13 protein-coding genes and 1 tRNA gene are annotated in these 14,858 nt (G+C 66.0%); 10 read left to right on the top strand and 4 right to left on the bottom strand.

Annotated elements, in window-relative coordinates; translation table 11 throughout:
- Positions 1–60 precede the first annotated feature (60 nt).
- From plsX to SIL87_RS09700, 5 genes are all read left to right on the top strand, one after another.
- The gene (gene plsX, locus SIL87_RS09720) at positions 61–1,173 is read left to right on the top strand and encodes a phosphate acyltransferase PlsX (protein ID WP_456304826.1); all 1,113 of its coding nucleotides are present in this window, start codon (positions 61–63) and stop codon (positions 1,171–1,173) included.
- Positions 1,170–2,138 (top strand): beta-ketoacyl-ACP synthase III, encoded by a 969-nt coding sequence (locus SIL87_RS09715; RefSeq protein ID WP_319613973.1) that lies wholly within the window; start codon positions 1,170–1,172, stop codon positions 2,136–2,138. The genes plsX and SIL87_RS09715 overlap by 4 nt, the downstream gene beginning before the upstream one ends.
- Before the next feature lie 111 nt (positions 2,139–2,249).
- Positions 2,250–2,576, top strand: coding sequence for an integration host factor subunit alpha (locus SIL87_RS09710; RefSeq protein ID WP_319613972.1), 327 nt, complete (start codon positions 2,250–2,252; stop codon positions 2,574–2,576).
- Positions 2,577–2,578: 2 nt separating this feature from the next.
- Positions 2,579–3,163 carry a MerR family transcriptional regulator gene (locus SIL87_RS09705; RefSeq protein ID WP_319613971.1) on the top strand — a complete coding sequence of 195 codons (585 nt, stop codon included), beginning with the start codon at positions 2,579–2,581 and terminating at the stop codon, positions 3,161–3,163.
- A 41-nt stretch (positions 3,164–3,204) separates the two neighbouring features.
- Positions 3,205–3,281: transfer RNA gene (locus tag SIL87_RS09700), tRNA-Pro, on the top strand.
- A gap of 28 nt (positions 3,282–3,309) precedes the next feature.
- Here the strand turns inward: SIL87_RS09700 and ubiG are convergent.
- Entirely contained in the window at positions 3,310–4,026 is a 717-nt protein-coding gene (gene ubiG, locus SIL87_RS09695; protein ID WP_405055261.1) for a bifunctional 2-polyprenyl-6-hydroxyphenol methylase/3-demethylubiquinol 3-O-methyltransferase UbiG, read from the bottom strand.
- Positions 4,027–4,157: 131 nt separating this feature from the next.
- Here ubiG and SIL87_RS09690 point away from each other — a divergent pair, with 131 nt between their 5' ends.
- The 5 genes from SIL87_RS09690 to ispG all read left to right on the top strand — a co-directional run bounded on the left by SIL87_RS09690 (position 4,158) and on the right by ispG (position 11,133).
- Positions 4,158–5,375: an aspartate kinase gene (locus SIL87_RS09690; RefSeq protein ID WP_319613969.1), complete on the top strand. Its 1,218-nt coding sequence runs from the start codon at positions 4,158–4,160 to the stop codon at positions 5,373–5,375.
- On the top strand, positions 5,375–6,409 hold the full coding sequence (locus SIL87_RS09685; protein WP_319613968.1) for an NAD(P)H-dependent flavin oxidoreductase: 1,035 nt from the start codon (positions 5,375–5,377) through the stop codon (positions 6,407–6,409). The genes SIL87_RS09690 and SIL87_RS09685 overlap by 1 nt, the downstream gene beginning before the upstream one ends.
- Positions 6,387–8,654 carry a phosphoenolpyruvate--protein phosphotransferase gene (gene ptsP / locus SIL87_RS09680; RefSeq protein ID WP_319613967.1) on the top strand — a complete coding sequence of 756 codons (2,268 nt, stop codon included), beginning with the start codon at positions 6,387–6,389 and terminating at the stop codon, positions 8,652–8,654. Before SIL87_RS09685 ends, ptsP begins: the two co-directional genes overlap by 23 nt.
- Positions 8,655–8,741: 87 nt before the next feature.
- Positions 8,742–9,983, top strand: a complete 1,242-nt coding sequence (locus tag SIL87_RS09675) for a helix-turn-helix domain-containing protein (RefSeq protein WP_319613966.1) — start codon at positions 8,742–8,744, stop codon at positions 9,981–9,983.
- 13 nt (positions 9,984–9,996) lie between these two features.
- Positions 9,997–11,133 (top strand): flavodoxin-dependent (E)-4-hydroxy-3-methylbut-2-enyl-diphosphate synthase, encoded by a 1,137-nt coding sequence (gene ispG, locus SIL87_RS09670; RefSeq protein ID WP_319615945.1) that lies wholly within the window; start codon positions 9,997–9,999, stop codon positions 11,131–11,133.
- Positions 11,134–11,426: 293 nt separating this feature from the next.
- Here ispG and SIL87_RS09665 read toward each other — a convergent pair whose 3' ends face one another.
- The 3 genes from SIL87_RS09665 to SIL87_RS09655 form a co-directional block, all read right to left on the bottom strand.
- Positions 11,427–12,059, bottom strand: coding sequence for a hypothetical protein (locus SIL87_RS09665; RefSeq protein WP_319613965.1), 633 nt, complete (start codon positions 12,057–12,059; stop codon positions 11,427–11,429).
- A gap of 234 nt (positions 12,060–12,293) precedes the next feature.
- Entirely contained in the window at positions 12,294–13,610 is a 1,317-nt protein-coding gene (locus SIL87_RS09660; RefSeq protein WP_319613964.1) for an MFS transporter, read from the bottom strand.
- A gap of 134 nt (positions 13,611–13,744) precedes the next feature.
- On the bottom strand, positions 13,745–14,836 hold the full coding sequence (locus SIL87_RS09655) for an AbrB family transcriptional regulator (RefSeq protein ID WP_319613963.1): 1,092 nt from the start codon (positions 14,834–14,836) through the stop codon (positions 13,745–13,747).
- Positions 14,837–14,858 lie beyond the last annotated feature (22 nt).

Raw genomic sequence — 14,858 nt, 5'->3', positions numbered from 1 at the left:
CGGTGACCGCCCTGCTCCCGGCTTTCCGCGCGGACCACCGATGACGACGATGACCGATCAATGACCATGGCTGAAGGGGCGAGCGTGCCGGTTCTCGCGGTCGATGCCATGGGCGGCGATCACGCACCCGAGTCGATCATCGCGGGACTCGATATCGCGGCGGTTCGTCATCCGAAGGCGATGTTCCATGTCTTCGGTGACGAGGCGCTGATCCAGCCGCTGATCAGCAAGGGCAAGCACCTCGCCGGGCGTGTGGTGATCTGCCCGACCACTGAAATCATCGCCGACGATCTCAAGCCCACCGCAGCGTTGCGGCTGCGCAATGCCTCGATGCGCCGGGCGATCGATGCGGTCGCTAATGGCGAGGCTGCCGGGGTGATCTCGGCCGGCAATACCGGCGCGATGCTGGCGCTCGCGAAAATCGTGATCAAGACCATGGCGGGGATCGACCGTCCGGCGATGGCGGCAATCGGGCCGTCGGCCAAGGGCGACGTCGTCATGCTCGATCTCGGCGCCAACATGATCTGCGATGCGCGCAACCTCGTCGAATTCGCGGTGATGGGCGAGATGTTCGCCCGCACCGTGCTCGGCCTGCCGAAACCCACCATCGGCCTGCTCAATGTCGGGTCCGAGGAAATGAAGGGCGACGAAACCCTCAAGCGCGCCGCCGAGGCGTTGCGCGCCGGCCCGATCGGCCCGCAATTCCACGGTTTCGTCGAGGGGCACGATATCGCGGGCGGCACCGTCGATGTGGTGGTAACCGACGGCTTTACCGGTAACGTCGCCCTCAAGACCGGCGAAGGAGCCCTGCGTCTGGTCGGCGACCTGCTGAAGCGCGTCTTCACTGCCAGCATCTCCGCCAAACTCGCCTATGTGCTTGCCAAGCCCGGTTTGAACCGGCTGCGCGAGTGGCTCGACCCCCGCCGCTACAACGGGGCGGTGCTGCTCGGGCTCAACGGCGTCGTGGTCAAATCGCATGGCGGAACCGATGCCGAGGGCTTCGCCCATGCGGTCGATGTCGCGATGGACATGATCGTCAACCGGTTCAACGAGCGGATCAGGGACGGGCTGCGCCAGCACGACGATCGGGCGGCGCTCGTCGCCGAGCCGGCAGCGCCCGTTGCCACGCCGGTTGCCCCGCCGGTCGCCACACCGATTGCCTTCGGGCCATGAGCAATCCCGCCACTACGCTGGACGGTATCGGCGGCTACCTCCCCGAACGGATCGTCTCGAACCAGGAATTGGCCACGCGGGTCGATACGTCGGATGAATGGATTCGCGAGCGCACCGGCATCACCCAGCGCCACATCGCCGCACCCCACGAAACCGCCGCCTTCATGGGCGAACAGGCGGCACGGCGCGCGCTCGACGCCGCCGGGATCGAAGCCGGATCGGTCGATGCGATCATCGTCGCCACCTCGACACCGGATCAGGGGTTTCCGGCCACCGCCGTGACCATCCAGAGCGCGCTCGGCATCACCGCCGGTTTTGCCTTCGACATCTCCGCCGCCTGCTCCGGCTTCGTCTACGCGGCCTCGATCGCCGATGCGATGATCCGGGCCGGGCAGTGCCGCACCGCGCTGGTCATCGGGACCGAGGTTTATTCGCGCATCCTCAACTGGCAGGATCGCGGCACCTGCGTCCTGTTCGGCGATGGCGCGGGAGCAGCCGTTCTCCGGGCGAATACGGCGGATGCGCCGCGCGGAATCATTTCGACCCATATCCATGCCGATGGCCGGTTCGGCGACATCCTTTATATCGACGGCGCGACCGGGCAGACCGGCAAGCCCCAGCATCTCGTGATGAACGGCCGCGAAGTGTTCCGCCACGCGGTGCCCAAGCTCGCCGGTGCGGTGGACGAGGCGCTCAAGGCCAATGGTCTCGGCCATGCCGATATCGACTGGCTGGTGCCCCATCAGGCCAATCGCCGGATCATCGATGCCATGGGCAAGCGGCTGAACCTCCAGCCGGAGCAGGTCGTCGTCACGGTCGATCGTCACGCCAATACCTCTGCCGCCTCGATCCCGCTGGCGCTCGACGATGCCATGAGGGATGGACGGATCAAACCCGGCCATCTCATCCTGATCGAGGCGCTCGGCGGCGGCCTGACCTGGGGTTCGGCGCTGATCCGGATGTGACCGGTGCGGCCAGCGTGGCCGAAATGTCGAATTCTCCTTCAAATCCAGTCTCTTTCGGCCCAGCGTCCTGAAACTGGTTGACCGGTCCGGCTTTCTTGCTAATCTTGACCGATGAGCACCTTGACCCGCGCAGGACTGGCTGAATCGATCTACGCTGCGGTAGGGTTGTCGCGCAACGAATCCGCCGAACTGCTCGAATCGGTGCTCGACCGGATGAAATCCGCTTTGGCGGAAGGGGATTCCCTTAAAATCAGCGGGTTCGGGACGTTTTCGGTGCGCCAGAAAGGCCGCCGGATCGGCCGGAACCCCAAGACCGGAAAGGAAGTTCCGATCCTGCCGCGCCGCGTTCTGATCTTTCGCCCCAGCCAGATCCTGCGCGAAGCCGTGGATCACGGCGAGGCACCTGATCGGGCCAAATCTGCGGCATCCGGCGCTTGACGATGGATACCGATCCGTTTGCGATGGAGGGCGATGAAGCGAGCCGCCTTCGCCCGCGTAAATCCGCCGAGGCATATCGCACCATCAGCGAGGTGGCGGACGAACTGCATGTTCCGCAGCACGTGCTGCGCTTCTGGGAGACCAAGTTTCCCCGAATCAAGCCGCTGAAGCGCGGTGGCGGACGGCGCTACTACCGCCCTGACGATGTGGTGCTGCTGCGGCGAATCGCCAATCTGCTTTATATTCAGGGCTATACGATCAAGGGTGTGCAGCGGCTGCTCAAGGAAGGCGGCGGTGCCCTGCACGACCAGATCCCACCGGCATCGGAGGAGGAGCGCGCCGCCGCCGCCGCCGAACGTGCCGCCACGGCGAGTCTCGCGGCCACTGCCGTGCCGCGCGCCGACCTGCCGGAACTGCCGATCCATCACACCCCGCCATTGGCCTCGCCGTCGCCCCCCGCCGCATCGGTGGACACCGATGATGCCCGTGCCCTGGCTCATGCTCATCGCAACAACGCAATCCTGCGACGCACATTGCGCGCGACACTCGACGATCTCGAACGTTTGCGGCGTCTCGTCGCCGGGTGAGGTTTGCCCTCCCGGTTTCAACTTGCTAAGGACCATCGGGTCGGAGCGTAGCGCAGCCTGGTAGCGCATCAGTCTGGGGGACTGGGGGTCGTGGGTTCGAATCCCGCCGCTCCGACCAATCGCTTTCCCATCGGCTACTGTCAGGGTCAGCCGTTCGCCATCGCGATGTAGTTTACCCCGACATTTCGTGATTCCCTGAACCCGCCCGCGAGCGGCCGGGGCACCAGCCCGGCGACATCACCGAAGCGCAGCCCGGCATTGCGGCACAGCGTCGCGAGTTCGCCAGGGGTTATGAAGCGCGCCCATGAATGGGTGCCGACCGGCAGCAGTCTCGCCAGATATTCGGCCCCGAGTTTCGCCACGGCGAAGGATTGCGCGGTGCGGTTCAACGTCGAGATGAAAACAAGGCCGCCCGGTTCGAGCAGACCGGCGAGATCGTCGAGGAAGCCCTGAGGGTCGGGCACATGCTCGATGACCTCAAGCGCGGTAATCACCGGAAACCGCACTCCTTCAGCCAGCAGATCGCCGGTTTCCGCCGCGCGATAGGCGATGGTCAGACCCTGGGAAGCCGCATGGGCCCGTGCGGCGGCGATCGCAGCACCGGCGGCGTCGATCCCGGTCACGTCGCAGCCTGCGCGGGTCAGGCTCTCGGCGAGAAGTCCGGCACCGCAACCGACATCGAGCACACGGACCGGATGATCGCCGAACCGGCGGCGCACGCGTTGCATCACCCATGCGGTGCGGGCGGGGTTCATCGCGTGGAGCGGGCGCATCGGGCCGGTGCGGTCCCACCAGCTGCTCGCCAGCGCATCGAATTTGTCAACCTCGCGCCGGTCGGCGGCGCCGCTTCGTTCCGTGATCATCATGCGTCCTTGCATTGCCCTCTGCCGCCTTGCCCGTTATGTGAACCCGCGAGGGCGAAGCGGCAAGCGCTCCGCGCAACGCAAGCAAAACTCCCCAGACAAAAACGACCCAGGGCAACGAACGGATTGTTATGGCGCGCATCGTGATGAAATTCGGCGGCACATCGGTCGCCGATCTGGACCGGATCCGCAACGTCGCCGCCCGGGTGAAGCGCGAGGTCGATGCCGGGCACGAGGTCGCGGTGGTGACTTCGGCAATGGCGGGGGCGACCAATCAGCTGGTCGCGTGGTGCCAGGACCTCTCGCCGCTCTACGATGCGCGGGAATACGACACCGTCGTCGCGACCGGCGAACAGGTGACGGTGGGGCTGCTCGCGATCGCGCTGCAGACGCTCGGCGTGGAAGCCCGGTCCTGGACCGGCTGGCAGGTTCCGGTTGCGACAGATGGCCAGCACGGCAAGGCGCGGATCGCTTCGATCGACGGGGCGGAACTGATCCGGCGGATGCAGACGGGTCAGGTGCCGGTGATCGCGGGGTTCCAGGGGATCGGGCCTGACCGGCGGATCACCACGCTGGGACGCGGCGGGTCCGATACCTCGGCGGTCGCGGTGGCGGCGGCGATCGGGGCGGACCGGTGCGACATTTATACCGATGTCGACGGGGTTTACACCACCGATCCGCGGATCGTGCGCAAGGCGCGTAAACTTGCCGCAATCACGTATGAGGAGATGTTGGAGCTCGCTTCGGTCGGTGCGAAAGTGCTGCAGACGCGGTCGGTCGAGCTCGCGATGAAGGAACGGGTGCGGGTTCAGGTACTCTCAAGTTTTTCGGACGCTCCCGGAACTCTGGTTGTTGATGAGGATGAGATCGTGGAACAGGAAATCGTGGCCGGTATCGCCTACTCGCGGGATGAAGCGAAGGTCACCATCCGCCGGGTGCCGGACCGGCCGGGCATCGCGGCTTCGGTGTTCGGCCCTCTGGCCGAGGCGAGCATCAATGTCGACATGATCGTGCAGAACGTCTCCGAGGATGGCACGACCGACATGACGTTCACCATGAACAAGACCGAACTGCCGCGCGCGCGGGCGGTGCTGGAGGCGATGCACGCCGAAATCCAGTACGCCGACCTGTCGATCGATGCGGATGTCGCGAAGATTTCGGTGGTGGGTGTCGGCATGCGCAGCCATGCCGGCGTGGCCGGGACGATGTTCCGCGCCCTGGCCGGCCGGGGGATCAACATCCTGGTCATCTCGACCAGCGAGATCAAGGTGAGCGTGCTGATCGCCGCCGAATATACCGAGCTTGCGGTGCGGGCGCTGCATACCGCTTACGGGCTGGACGTGGTCTGATGGGCACGCTCGATCGGCTCTGGGCGCGCGGGTGCGCCTTCCTCGGCACTGAAACCGCCATCATGGGTGGTGCGATGAGCTGGGTGAGCGAGCGGCATCTGGTCTCCGCGATTTCCAATGCCGGCGGGTTCGGCGTGATCGCCTGCGGCTCGATGAACCCGTCCCTGCTCGATGCCGAAATCACCGCGACCAAGGCGCTCACGGCAAAACCCTTCGGCGTCAATCTGATTACGATGCACCCGCAATTGCTCGACTTGATCGAGGTGTGCATCCGCCACGAGATCGGCCATGTCGTGCTGGCGGGTGGCGTACCCTCGGGTGCCGCGGTCCGGGCGGTGCGCGACAGCGGGGCGAAGCTGGTATGCTTCGCGCCCGCACTGGTGTTGGCGAAGCGGCTGATCAAATCCGGGGCGGATGCGCTGGTGATCGAAGGTTCCGAGGCGGGCGGGCATATCGGACCGGTGTCGCTGACCGTGCTCGCGCAGGAGATATTGCCGGTGATCCGCGAGGTGCCGGTGTTCGTCGCCGGCGGGATCGGGCGGGGTGAAGCCATTCTTGCGTTTCTGGAAATGGGGGCGTCGGGTGTGCAGCTCGGCACGCGATTCGCGGCGTCGAGCGAGAGCATCGCGCATCCGAATTTCAAGGCTGCATTCATCCGCGCCAATGCGCGCGACGCGGTGCCCTCGGTGCAACTCGACGCGCAATTTCCGGTGATCCCGGTGCGCGGCCTCGCCAATGACGGGACGCGGAATTTTCTGGCGCATCAGGCGGCGACCCTGAAGCGGTTCCAGTCGGGGGAGCTGACCAAAGAGGCGGCACAGCTTTCGATCGAGCATTTCTGGGCCGGTGCGCTGCGGCGCGCGGTGATCGATGGCGATGTCGAACAGGGCTCGGTGATGGCGGGGCAGTCGGTCGGGATGGTCACCGCGATCCAGCCGGTTGGCCAGATCATCGCCGAGCTGATCGCGCAGGCCGAGGCGGCGCAGGCGGGCCGCATGGGGACATTCGCGGATGCTCGAAGCAACGCCGCCTGACCCGCTGATCCCGCCCGATGCGGAACCGTTCGCGGCGGCGCGGCGGTTGTTCGCCAAACTGCGTGAGCGGCTCGCCGCGGGCAATTCCAGCCTTGCTGAACTCACCGAACTGATCGCCACCGAACTCGATATCGCGGTCTGCTCGATCTATGTCGCGCGGCCGGGCGAAATGCTCGAACTCGCGGCGACCCACGGGCTGCGGATCGGCGCAGTGGGGCGGACCCGCCTGCGCGTCGGGGAGGGTATCGTCGGGCTCGCGGCTGCCCGGGGCGAGTTGATGAACCTGCCGGATGCCCAGAACCATCCGGAATTCGCCTATCGGCCGGAGACCGGCGAAGACCGTTACGCGGCGATGCTTGCGGTGCCGATCCGTCGCGCCGGGCGCATTCTGGGCGTGATCGCGGTGCAGAATGTCGAGCCCCGGCAGTATGAGGGGTTCGAGGTCGAGACGATCTCGACCATCGCGATGCTGCTCGGTGAGATATTGTCCGCGCAGGGTGCGGGCAATATCGCCCCGACTGGGTTGGGGGATTCGCTGTCGCGGCGTTATGCCGGGCATCCGCTGGCCGGGGGCATCGTGCGCGGACGGGCTCTGCCGTTCGGCCGCTCGACCGGTCCGCGCCATGTGCTGGCCGATGATCCGGCGGTGGAGACCGACCGGCTGGAGCGCGCGATGGCGGAGGCGGAGCAGAGCCTCGATGCGCTGATGGCGGATCATTTGCCGAAAGGCCATGCGACGCGCGAAGTGCTGGAGGCCTACCGGCTGATTTCGCAGGGGACCGGCTGGCTGGAGCGGGTCCGGACCGCGATCGGCGACGGGCTGACCGCGGAGGCGGCGGTCGATCAGGTGGGCTCGGAACTGCGGCGGCGGATGCGCAAGATCGCCGATCCGTATCTGCGCGAGCGGTTGGCCGATGTCGAGGACATGATCGAGCGGATGCTCAGCGCCCTGGGCGCGGGCACCGCCAAGCCCGACGATGCGAGCGGGATGATTTTGATCGTGCGCCGGCTCGGCCCCGCCGAGCTGCTGGACTGGCACCGGCGCGGGATCGCCGGGGTGGCGATCGAGGAGGCGAGTTCGGGCGGTCATGCCGCGATCCTGGCCCGGGCCCTCGAAATTCCCGCTCTCGCAGTCGAGGCCGGTGCGACCGAAGCGGCGCAGGCGGGCGATACCGTGCTGCTCGATGCCGATTCGGGCGCACTGATTCTGCGCCCGGATCCGGAAGTGACCAACCTTTATGACCGGGCGCTGGCGGCGCGGTCGGAGCGGGCGGCGGAGCTGAGCGCATTTCGCGACCGCCCGGCCGAAACGCAGGACGGGACGCGCCTGACCCTGATGCTCAATGTCGGCCTGGCGTTCGAACTCGATCAGCTGGCGCGGACCGGCGCGGAGGGGATCGGGCTCTACCGGACCGAGATTGCGGCACTGGCGGCGGCGCGGGTTCCCGGGGTGGCGGCGCAGGCCGCCGATTACCGGCGGGTGATCGAGCGCGCGGGCGGACAGCGGGTGGTGTTCCGCACGCTCGATCTCGGGGCGGACAAGATGCTGCCCGGCGAGGCGGAGGATGGGGTGGAGAACCCGGCGATGGGCTGGCGTTCGCTGCGCGTGGGTCTCGATCGTCCGGTCATTCTGCGCAAGCAGCTGCGCGCCCTGCTGATGGGGGCGGCGGGGCATCGGCTGTCGGTGATGTTTCCGATGGTGGCGACCGTGGCGGAGTTTCGCGCGGCGCGAGACCTGCTTGAGGCGGAGGCGGCCAAGCTCGACGAGCGGCCCACCGATATCGAGATCGGGACCATGCTCGAAGTGCCGGCGCTGCTATTTCAATTGCCGGGATTGCTGGCGGAGGCGGATTTCATTTCGCTCGGCACCAATGATCTGATGCAGTTTCTGTTCGCGGCCGACCGGGGCACGCCGCGGCTCGCCAATCGCTACGACATATTGTCGGCACCGGTGCTCGAACTGATCGAAGGGCTGGCGGCGGCCTGTGCGGAGGAAGAGGTCGGATTTTCGATCTGTGGCGAGGCGGCGGGGCGACCGCTGGATGCACTGGTGTTCGCCGCGATCGGGGTGGATACGCTCTCGATGTCGGGTACGTCTATCCTGCCGGTCAAGGCGATGCTGGCGGCGACCGACCTTGCGATGATGCGACCGGTGCTGCGCGAATTGCGGCGCGCCGGGGCCGCCGGAACCTCGCTGCGCGAGCCGTTGACCGGCTGGGCGCGGGAGCATGGTTTGCCGATCTGAGCGGATCAGGGTAAACATCTGATTGGATTGGTGTTGGCCACCGCACAGCCGACGACGATGTCAGTTGGGCTACGGATGATATCTGCGATGAACAGTATGAACGGCAACCGCGATACCGGCATGAAGATTCCCGAATTCCAGACTTCGGATCTGAGCGGCCCTGCGCGGGTGGGGGCCGAACTGCGGGGCGTGCGCGAGCGGCTGGGATGGAAACTGCCGGACGTCGCGACGCGGTTGAAGATCCGGCTGCCGTTTCTCGAAGCGATCGAGGCCGGGGATTTGTCCGCCCTGCCCGCCCCGGCATATGCGGCGGGATTCATTCGCTCGTATTCCGAGACGATGGGGTTGGACCCCGACGAGATTTTGCGCCGGTTTCGGGCCGAAGGGATGACCCGCCCGAAACAGCCGACCCTGAGCTTTCCCGAGCCGGTGCCGGACCGGGGGGTTCCGCCGGGGGCGATTGTGTTTTTGGTCGCGGTGATCGGGATCGGGGCGTATTTCCTGTGGTACCGGCATTCCGAACACGAGTTGAAAATGGCGCAGATGGTGCCGGCGGTGCCGGCGAAGCTCGCGCCGCTGGCGGTGCCGAAGCAACCGGTTCCAAAAGTCGTGACCGCGCCGAAGCCGGCTGTGACCGCGCCATCGACCGCGACTCCGGCGAGTGGAAATCCGGATACGGCGGTCGCTTCGGGGCAAGGCCAGACCCCGGCATCGGCACCGACGGATAGTTCTGTCGCGACGAACGGTGCGGCGGGCCCGGCGGCGCTTGCGGTTGCGGCATCCACCGGGACGTCGGGTTCGGGTCCGGCCAATGGGGCATCGACGGGCTCGGTCGCGGCGGGGACCGCTTCGACCGCTTCGCCTGCGGCATCGGCAACGACCGCACAAGGGATATCGGGGGCCGCGGCACCGCTGGTGATCAGTGCGAGCGCGGATAGCTGGGTGCAGGTGCAGGGGCCGAGCGGCACGATCCTGTTCAGCCGGGTGCTCAAGGCCGGATCGACCTGGCCGGTGCCGGACGAACCGGGACTGACCCTGACGACGGGCAATGCGGGCGGCACCGAACTGATTCGTAACGGGGTGACCGGCGCGCCGCTCGGCCCGGTTGGCGCGGTGATGCGGCATGTGCCGCTGACCCCGGCAGCGGGGGCGACTGCGGGTGCGAAAGGTGCGAGCGCCAGGAGCACCGCGCCGGCAACGCCGCCGACTGGCTCGGATACGGCGAGCACCGGAGCGACGGGCACTGGAACGACAGGCACTGGAACAACAAGTACCGGGGCAACAGGTACTGGGGCGACAAGCACCGGTGCGCCGACTTCCTCACAATAACCGCGAAAGCCAGATTATGAACTACCGCGAATACCAGATGATCACCCGCCGCAAATCCCGCCAGATCAGCGTGGGCCCGGTGAAGGTGGGGGGTGATGCGCCGGTTTCGGTGCAGACCATGACCAATACGCTGACCGACGATGTCGCGGCGACGGTGGCGCAGATCCACCGGGCCGAACGGGCAGGCGTGGATATCGTGCGGGTGTCCTGCCCGGACGAGGCGGCGACGGCGGCGCTGGCCGATATCGTGCGGCAGGTGAACGTGCCGATCGTTGCCGATATCCATTTCCACTACAAGCGCGCGATCGAGGCGGCGAAGGCCGGGGCGGCTTGTCTGCGGATCAATCCCGGCAATATCGGGAGCGCCGAGCGGGTGCGCGAAGTGGTGAATGCGGCGCGGGATCATGGGTGCTCGATCCGCATCGGGGTCAATGCGGGTTCGCTGGAGCGGCATCTGCTGGAGAAATACGGCGAGCCGAACCCCGAGGCTCTCGTGGAATCGGCGCTCGAACATGCGAAGATTCTGGAAGATCACGATTTCCACGAATTCAAGATCAGCGTGAAAGCCTCCGATGTGTTCATGGCGGTGGCCGCGTATCAGCAGCTCGCGGATGTGTGCGATCACCCGCTGCATATCGGGATTACCGAGGCGGGCGGGCGGCGGACCGGGACGGTGAAATCCTCGATCGGGCTCGGTTCGCTGCTGTGGGCCGGGATCGGCGATACCATGCGGGTGTCGCTCTCGGCGGAACCCGAGGAGGAAGTGCTGGTCGGGTGGGATATTCTGAAATCCCTCGGCATCAGGCATCGCGGGGTGCGGATCATTTCGTGCCCGTCCTGCGCGCGGCAGGGGTTCAACGTGATCGATACGGTGGCGAAGCTGGAGGACCGGCTTGCGCATATCGAGACGCCGATCACGCTGTCGATCATCGGCTGCGTGGTGAACGGACCCGGCGAGGCGCTGATGACCGACCTCGGGGTGACCGGCGGCGGCAACGGGCGGCATATGGTGTACGCGGCGGGCAAGACGGATCATACGGTCGAAGGCGAGACGATGATCGACCATGTGGTCGAACTGGTCGAACGCCGGGCGGCGAAATTGCAGGAGGCGGCGGCGCTGGCCAAACAGGAGGCGCAGGCTGCGGAGTGAACGCCGCTCACGGCGTTTCGTTCAGAAATTTTGCCATGACGGTGCGCACCGTCTCCTGATAGCCCAATGTTCGGTGCTGCGGGATGGGATAGGTAAGGATAGGAAGGCTTCTTTTTTGTAAAAAAGAAGCAAAAAACTTTTTTTCGCTGGGTCGCGGGCGGTGAAACGGTCACAGGCCCAGATTAACAAAGTTTTTTTGCTTCTTTTTGTTCACAAAAAGAAGGCTCTTCTTTGCTTTTTTCCCTTACTTGTTGCGATAACGTAACATTATAGGCGTGCGAAGTTGCCTTCGGTCAGGGGCAAATTTTTCGATATTTTCGTCGGGGTGGCCAGAAGCGGTTGCCGGGGCCGAAATGGACGCCGTGGTAGTTGGCGTCGGGGATGCGGATATCGGCGGGGTCGAGGGGGATCGGCCAGATGATGCGTTTGGGTTTGGGGTTGGGGTTGGGTTTGCGCTGGCGTCGCTGGCGGGGTGGCGGGCGGAGGTGGTCGGGGAGGTTCACGCCGAACATGCGGCAGATCGGGCGGAGGATGCGACCGAGGCTTGGTTTGGCGGCGAGCAGGGCGATCAGCTCGGGCGAATTGACGAACGCGATCAGGTCGTAATGGGCTTGGGCGGCGACGACGCCTGTGGTCGGCGTGGTCGGCAGCAGATGCAGAAGCCAGGCGAATTGGGTGGAGAACGGTGAGGGTTTGCGCGGGCGCGATGGTTTCGGCGGCGCGGTCTCGGTGGTGCCAGGTGCGGGATCGCGGATCGGGCGCGGTGGTGCGGCGGGTTTGCCAGCGGATTGGGCGAAGCGGATCACCACGCGGTTGAAATAGCCCAGCAACAACGTGACCATCGGCATCGCGGCCCGGTGGTGCTGGGCCAGCCGGACCGCCTCGCGATGGAACCCCGCAAAGATGGCTTTGAGGGTTTCGGTCAAGGCTTCATGAGGGCGGGTGCTTCGGTCACATGGGACTATAAGCATAACGGGCGGGGGGTGAGAAAGCCGGAAAAGGGCAGGCGAAGGCCAAGGAAGGGCTACTTTTTTGAAAAAAAGTAGCAAAAAACTTTTGTTAGTTGGGGCACGGGCGTTCGAGAGGGCATGGGCCCAGATTCAAGAGAGTTTTTTGCTTCTTTTTTGCAAAAAAGAAGCGCTTCCCTTCCCTTCCCGGCCTTACTTCGAAAGATCGCTCCCCCCGGTTTCCGGGGTCATCAGGATCGCGACGATCGCGGCGGCGGCGTAGGCCATGACGAGGAGGCCGATATAGATGAAGGCGTGTTTGATTCCGACGCTTTTGAGGATCAGGCCGGCGAGGATGGGGATGAGGCCGCCGCCGTAGACCTGGGAGATCTGGTAGCCGGCACTGGCGCCGGAGGCGCGGTAGCGGGTGGGGAAATTCTCGGTGTAGAAGGCCGGGATGGCGCCGTAGCCGAAGCCGAACACGAAGCCAAAGCCGATGATTTCGGCGATGGCGGCGAGGATGAGCTGGTGGGTGTTGATCAGGTAGAAATAGGGGATTGCGAAGATCAGGAAGGTGATGGCGGAGGTGAGCAGGACGGCGCGGCGGCTGATGCGGTCGGCGAGGAAGGCGCCGATGATCATGAAGCCGAGCATGAAGGCGGCGGCGAGCAGGCCGATGGCTTCGGCCTGTCCGGCGGTGAAGCCGACGACTTTCATGTAGCTGGTGCCGAAGACGAAGCAGAGGAAGAAGGCGCCGCTGAACATGGCGTTGACGACCGAGGTGCGCAGGATGCGGCCCGGCATTTCGCGCCAGACCCGGGCGGCGGGGTGGTCGAGGATCTGGCGGTCGGCTTTGAGGGTTTCGAACAACTGGCTGTCTTCGGTGCGCAGGCGGATGACGAGGCCGACGATGGCGACGAGGAAGCCGATGACGAAGAAGATGCGCCAGCCATAGGCGATGAACGCGGCTTCGCTCATCAGGGATTTGACGAAGATGACCGAGCCGAAGCCGAGGAGCAGGCCGATCGGGATGGCGAAGCCGACCCAGGCGCCCCAGAAGCCGCGATATTTCGAATGGGCCGCCTGTTCGATCACCCAGGTGGAGGCGGTGCCGAATTCGGCGCCGAAGCTGATGCCCTGGGCGAGGCGGAAGATGATCAGCAGGATGGGGGCGGCGATGCCGATGGTGGCGTAGGTGGGGGTGAGGCCGATGAGGAGGGTGCTCACGCCCATCAGGACCAAAGCGCCGACCAGGGCGTTCTTGCGGCCGGCGCGGTCCGCCAGATTGCCGAAGATGTAGGCCCCGACCGGGCGGATCATGATGCCGATGCCGTAGACGCCGATGGCGGCGGCGACGGCGGCGAGGGCGTGGAGTTTGAAGAAGATGCCGCCCCAGACCGTGGCGGCGATGATGCCGGTGACCAGGAAATCGTATTGTTCGATCACCGAGCCGACGATGCTGGCGATGGCGACGCGGGTGATCTGGCGGGTGGTGGGCGCGGTGGAAGGCATGGCGAGTCCCCTTTTCATGTCCCTGTCCGGTTCTGCGGCGGCTCGATGTGGCATCCGTTGGTTCCGGTGGTTTCGGCTATGGCAGAGCGTTCATGCGGCAACAACCGCGCGGGATGCATGGCGCGGGGTGATTTTTGCTTATTTCGGACGGGTCAGACATCGTTCGCCATGCCGGGGGCGGTGAAGCGGCGGAGGAGGCGGACGAAGAGCGGCATGGCGAACATCAGCATGACGACGCGCAGGACGTGGACGGCGAGGACGAAGGTGACATCGGTGCGGCTGGAAATGGCGAGGGCGAGGGCGGCGTAGATGCCTCCGGGGACGGTGGCGAGGTAGCCATCGTAGGCGCTGACGCCGGTGAGGTGGGCGAGCAGGACGCCGAGACCGGCGCAGATGAAGTTGACCAGAATGATGAGGGTGAGCGCGGCCGGGAGGGCGCGGCCGACCTGTTTGAGGCGTGAGAGGGTGAATTTGAGGCCGGCCTGCCAGCCGATCAGCGCGTAGGCGAGGTCGACCAGCGGGAGGGGGACGATGGCGCCGGGAGCGATGCCGGAGAGGGTGATGGCGCCCGCGATGATCATGGGGCCGAGCAGGGTGCCAGCGGGGAGCCGGGTGACGCGGGCGAGGAGGAGGCCGAGCGTGCCGGACAGGATGAGGATGGCGAGGCCGATGAACCACGGGGCGGTGGCCGGATGGGCGGCGGCGGCGTGGTGATGGGGGGGATGGAAGGCCAGGGCGACGATGAGGGGCATGCTGGCGGTGACGAGGCCGACCCGGAGGTATTGGACGATGGCGACCATGCGGTCATCGCCGCCGAACTGGGCGGCGAGGGAGACGATGGCGGACGCGCCGCCGGTGGTGAGGGCGAGGGCGCCGGTGATGGGATCGACATCGCGGCGGAGGCTGAGCAGGAGGCCGGCGGCGATGCTGACCAGGAGGGTGGCGGTGGTGACGATGAGGACCGCGACGATGTGGCCGCCGAGGGCGCGCAGGGTCGAGGTCTGGACCAGCATGCCGATCATGGTGCCGAGGACGGATTGGGCGGCGATGACGAGGCGGGGGTTCACGCCATCCGGCGCGAAGCCGCGCAAGGCGAGGATGGTGGCGATGAACAGCCCGGCGAACAGGGCGGCGGAGGGGATGTGGAGTGCCGCGAGGCCGATGGTGGCGAGGAGGGTGATGACGATCAGGACGAGCCAGCGGCGCAGCAAAGGCGGTGCCGGAATCGGCGGGAGATGGATCATCCGCGGTGTGGGGTCACTGGGT

The sequence above is a fragment of the Acidiphilium acidophilum genome (assembly GCF_033842475.1).
Classification (GTDB): domain Bacteria; phylum Pseudomonadota; class Alphaproteobacteria; order Acetobacterales; family Acetobacteraceae; genus Acidiphilium; species Acidiphilium acidophilum.
This window is presented reverse-complemented; position numbering and strand designations above follow the sequence as displayed.

What these genes read in the sequence shown, in the direction of transcription:
- SIL87_RS09715 (WP_319613973.1), top strand. Translation starts at nt 1,170, where the DNA reads ATGAGCAATCCCGCCACTACGCTGGACGGTATCGGCGGCTACCTCCCC.
- ubiG (WP_405055261.1), bottom strand. Translation starts at nt 4,026, where the DNA reads ATGATCACGGAACGAAGCGGCGCCGCCGACCGGCGCGAGGTTGACAAA.
- SIL87_RS09705 (WP_319613971.1), top strand. Translation starts at nt 2,579, where the DNA reads ATGGATACCGATCCGTTTGCGATGGAGGGCGATGAAGCGAGCCGCCTT.
- SIL87_RS09660 (WP_319613964.1), bottom strand. Translation starts at nt 13,610, where the DNA reads ATGAAAAGGGGACTCGCCATGCCTTCCACCGCGCCCACCACCCGCCAG.
- plsX (WP_456304826.1), top strand. Translation starts at nt 61, where the DNA reads ATGACCATGGCTGAAGGGGCGAGCGTGCCGGTTCTCGCGGTCGATGCC.
- SIL87_RS09690 (WP_319613969.1), top strand. Translation starts at nt 4,158, where the DNA reads ATGGCGCGCATCGTGATGAAATTCGGCGGCACATCGGTCGCCGATCTG.
- SIL87_RS09710 (WP_319613972.1), top strand. Translation starts at nt 2,250, where the DNA reads ATGAGCACCTTGACCCGCGCAGGACTGGCTGAATCGATCTACGCTGCG.
- SIL87_RS09655 (WP_319613963.1), bottom strand. Translation starts at nt 14,836, where the DNA reads ATGATCCATCTCCCGCCGATTCCGGCACCGCCTTTGCTGCGCCGCTGG.
- SIL87_RS09675 (WP_319613966.1), top strand. Translation starts at nt 8,742, where the DNA reads ATGAACAGTATGAACGGCAACCGCGATACCGGCATGAAGATTCCCGAA.
- SIL87_RS09685 (WP_319613968.1), top strand. Translation starts at nt 5,375, where the DNA reads ATGGGCACGCTCGATCGGCTCTGGGCGCGCGGGTGCGCCTTCCTCGGC.
- ptsP (WP_319613967.1), top strand. Translation starts at nt 6,387, where the DNA reads ATGCTCGAAGCAACGCCGCCTGACCCGCTGATCCCGCCCGATGCGGAA.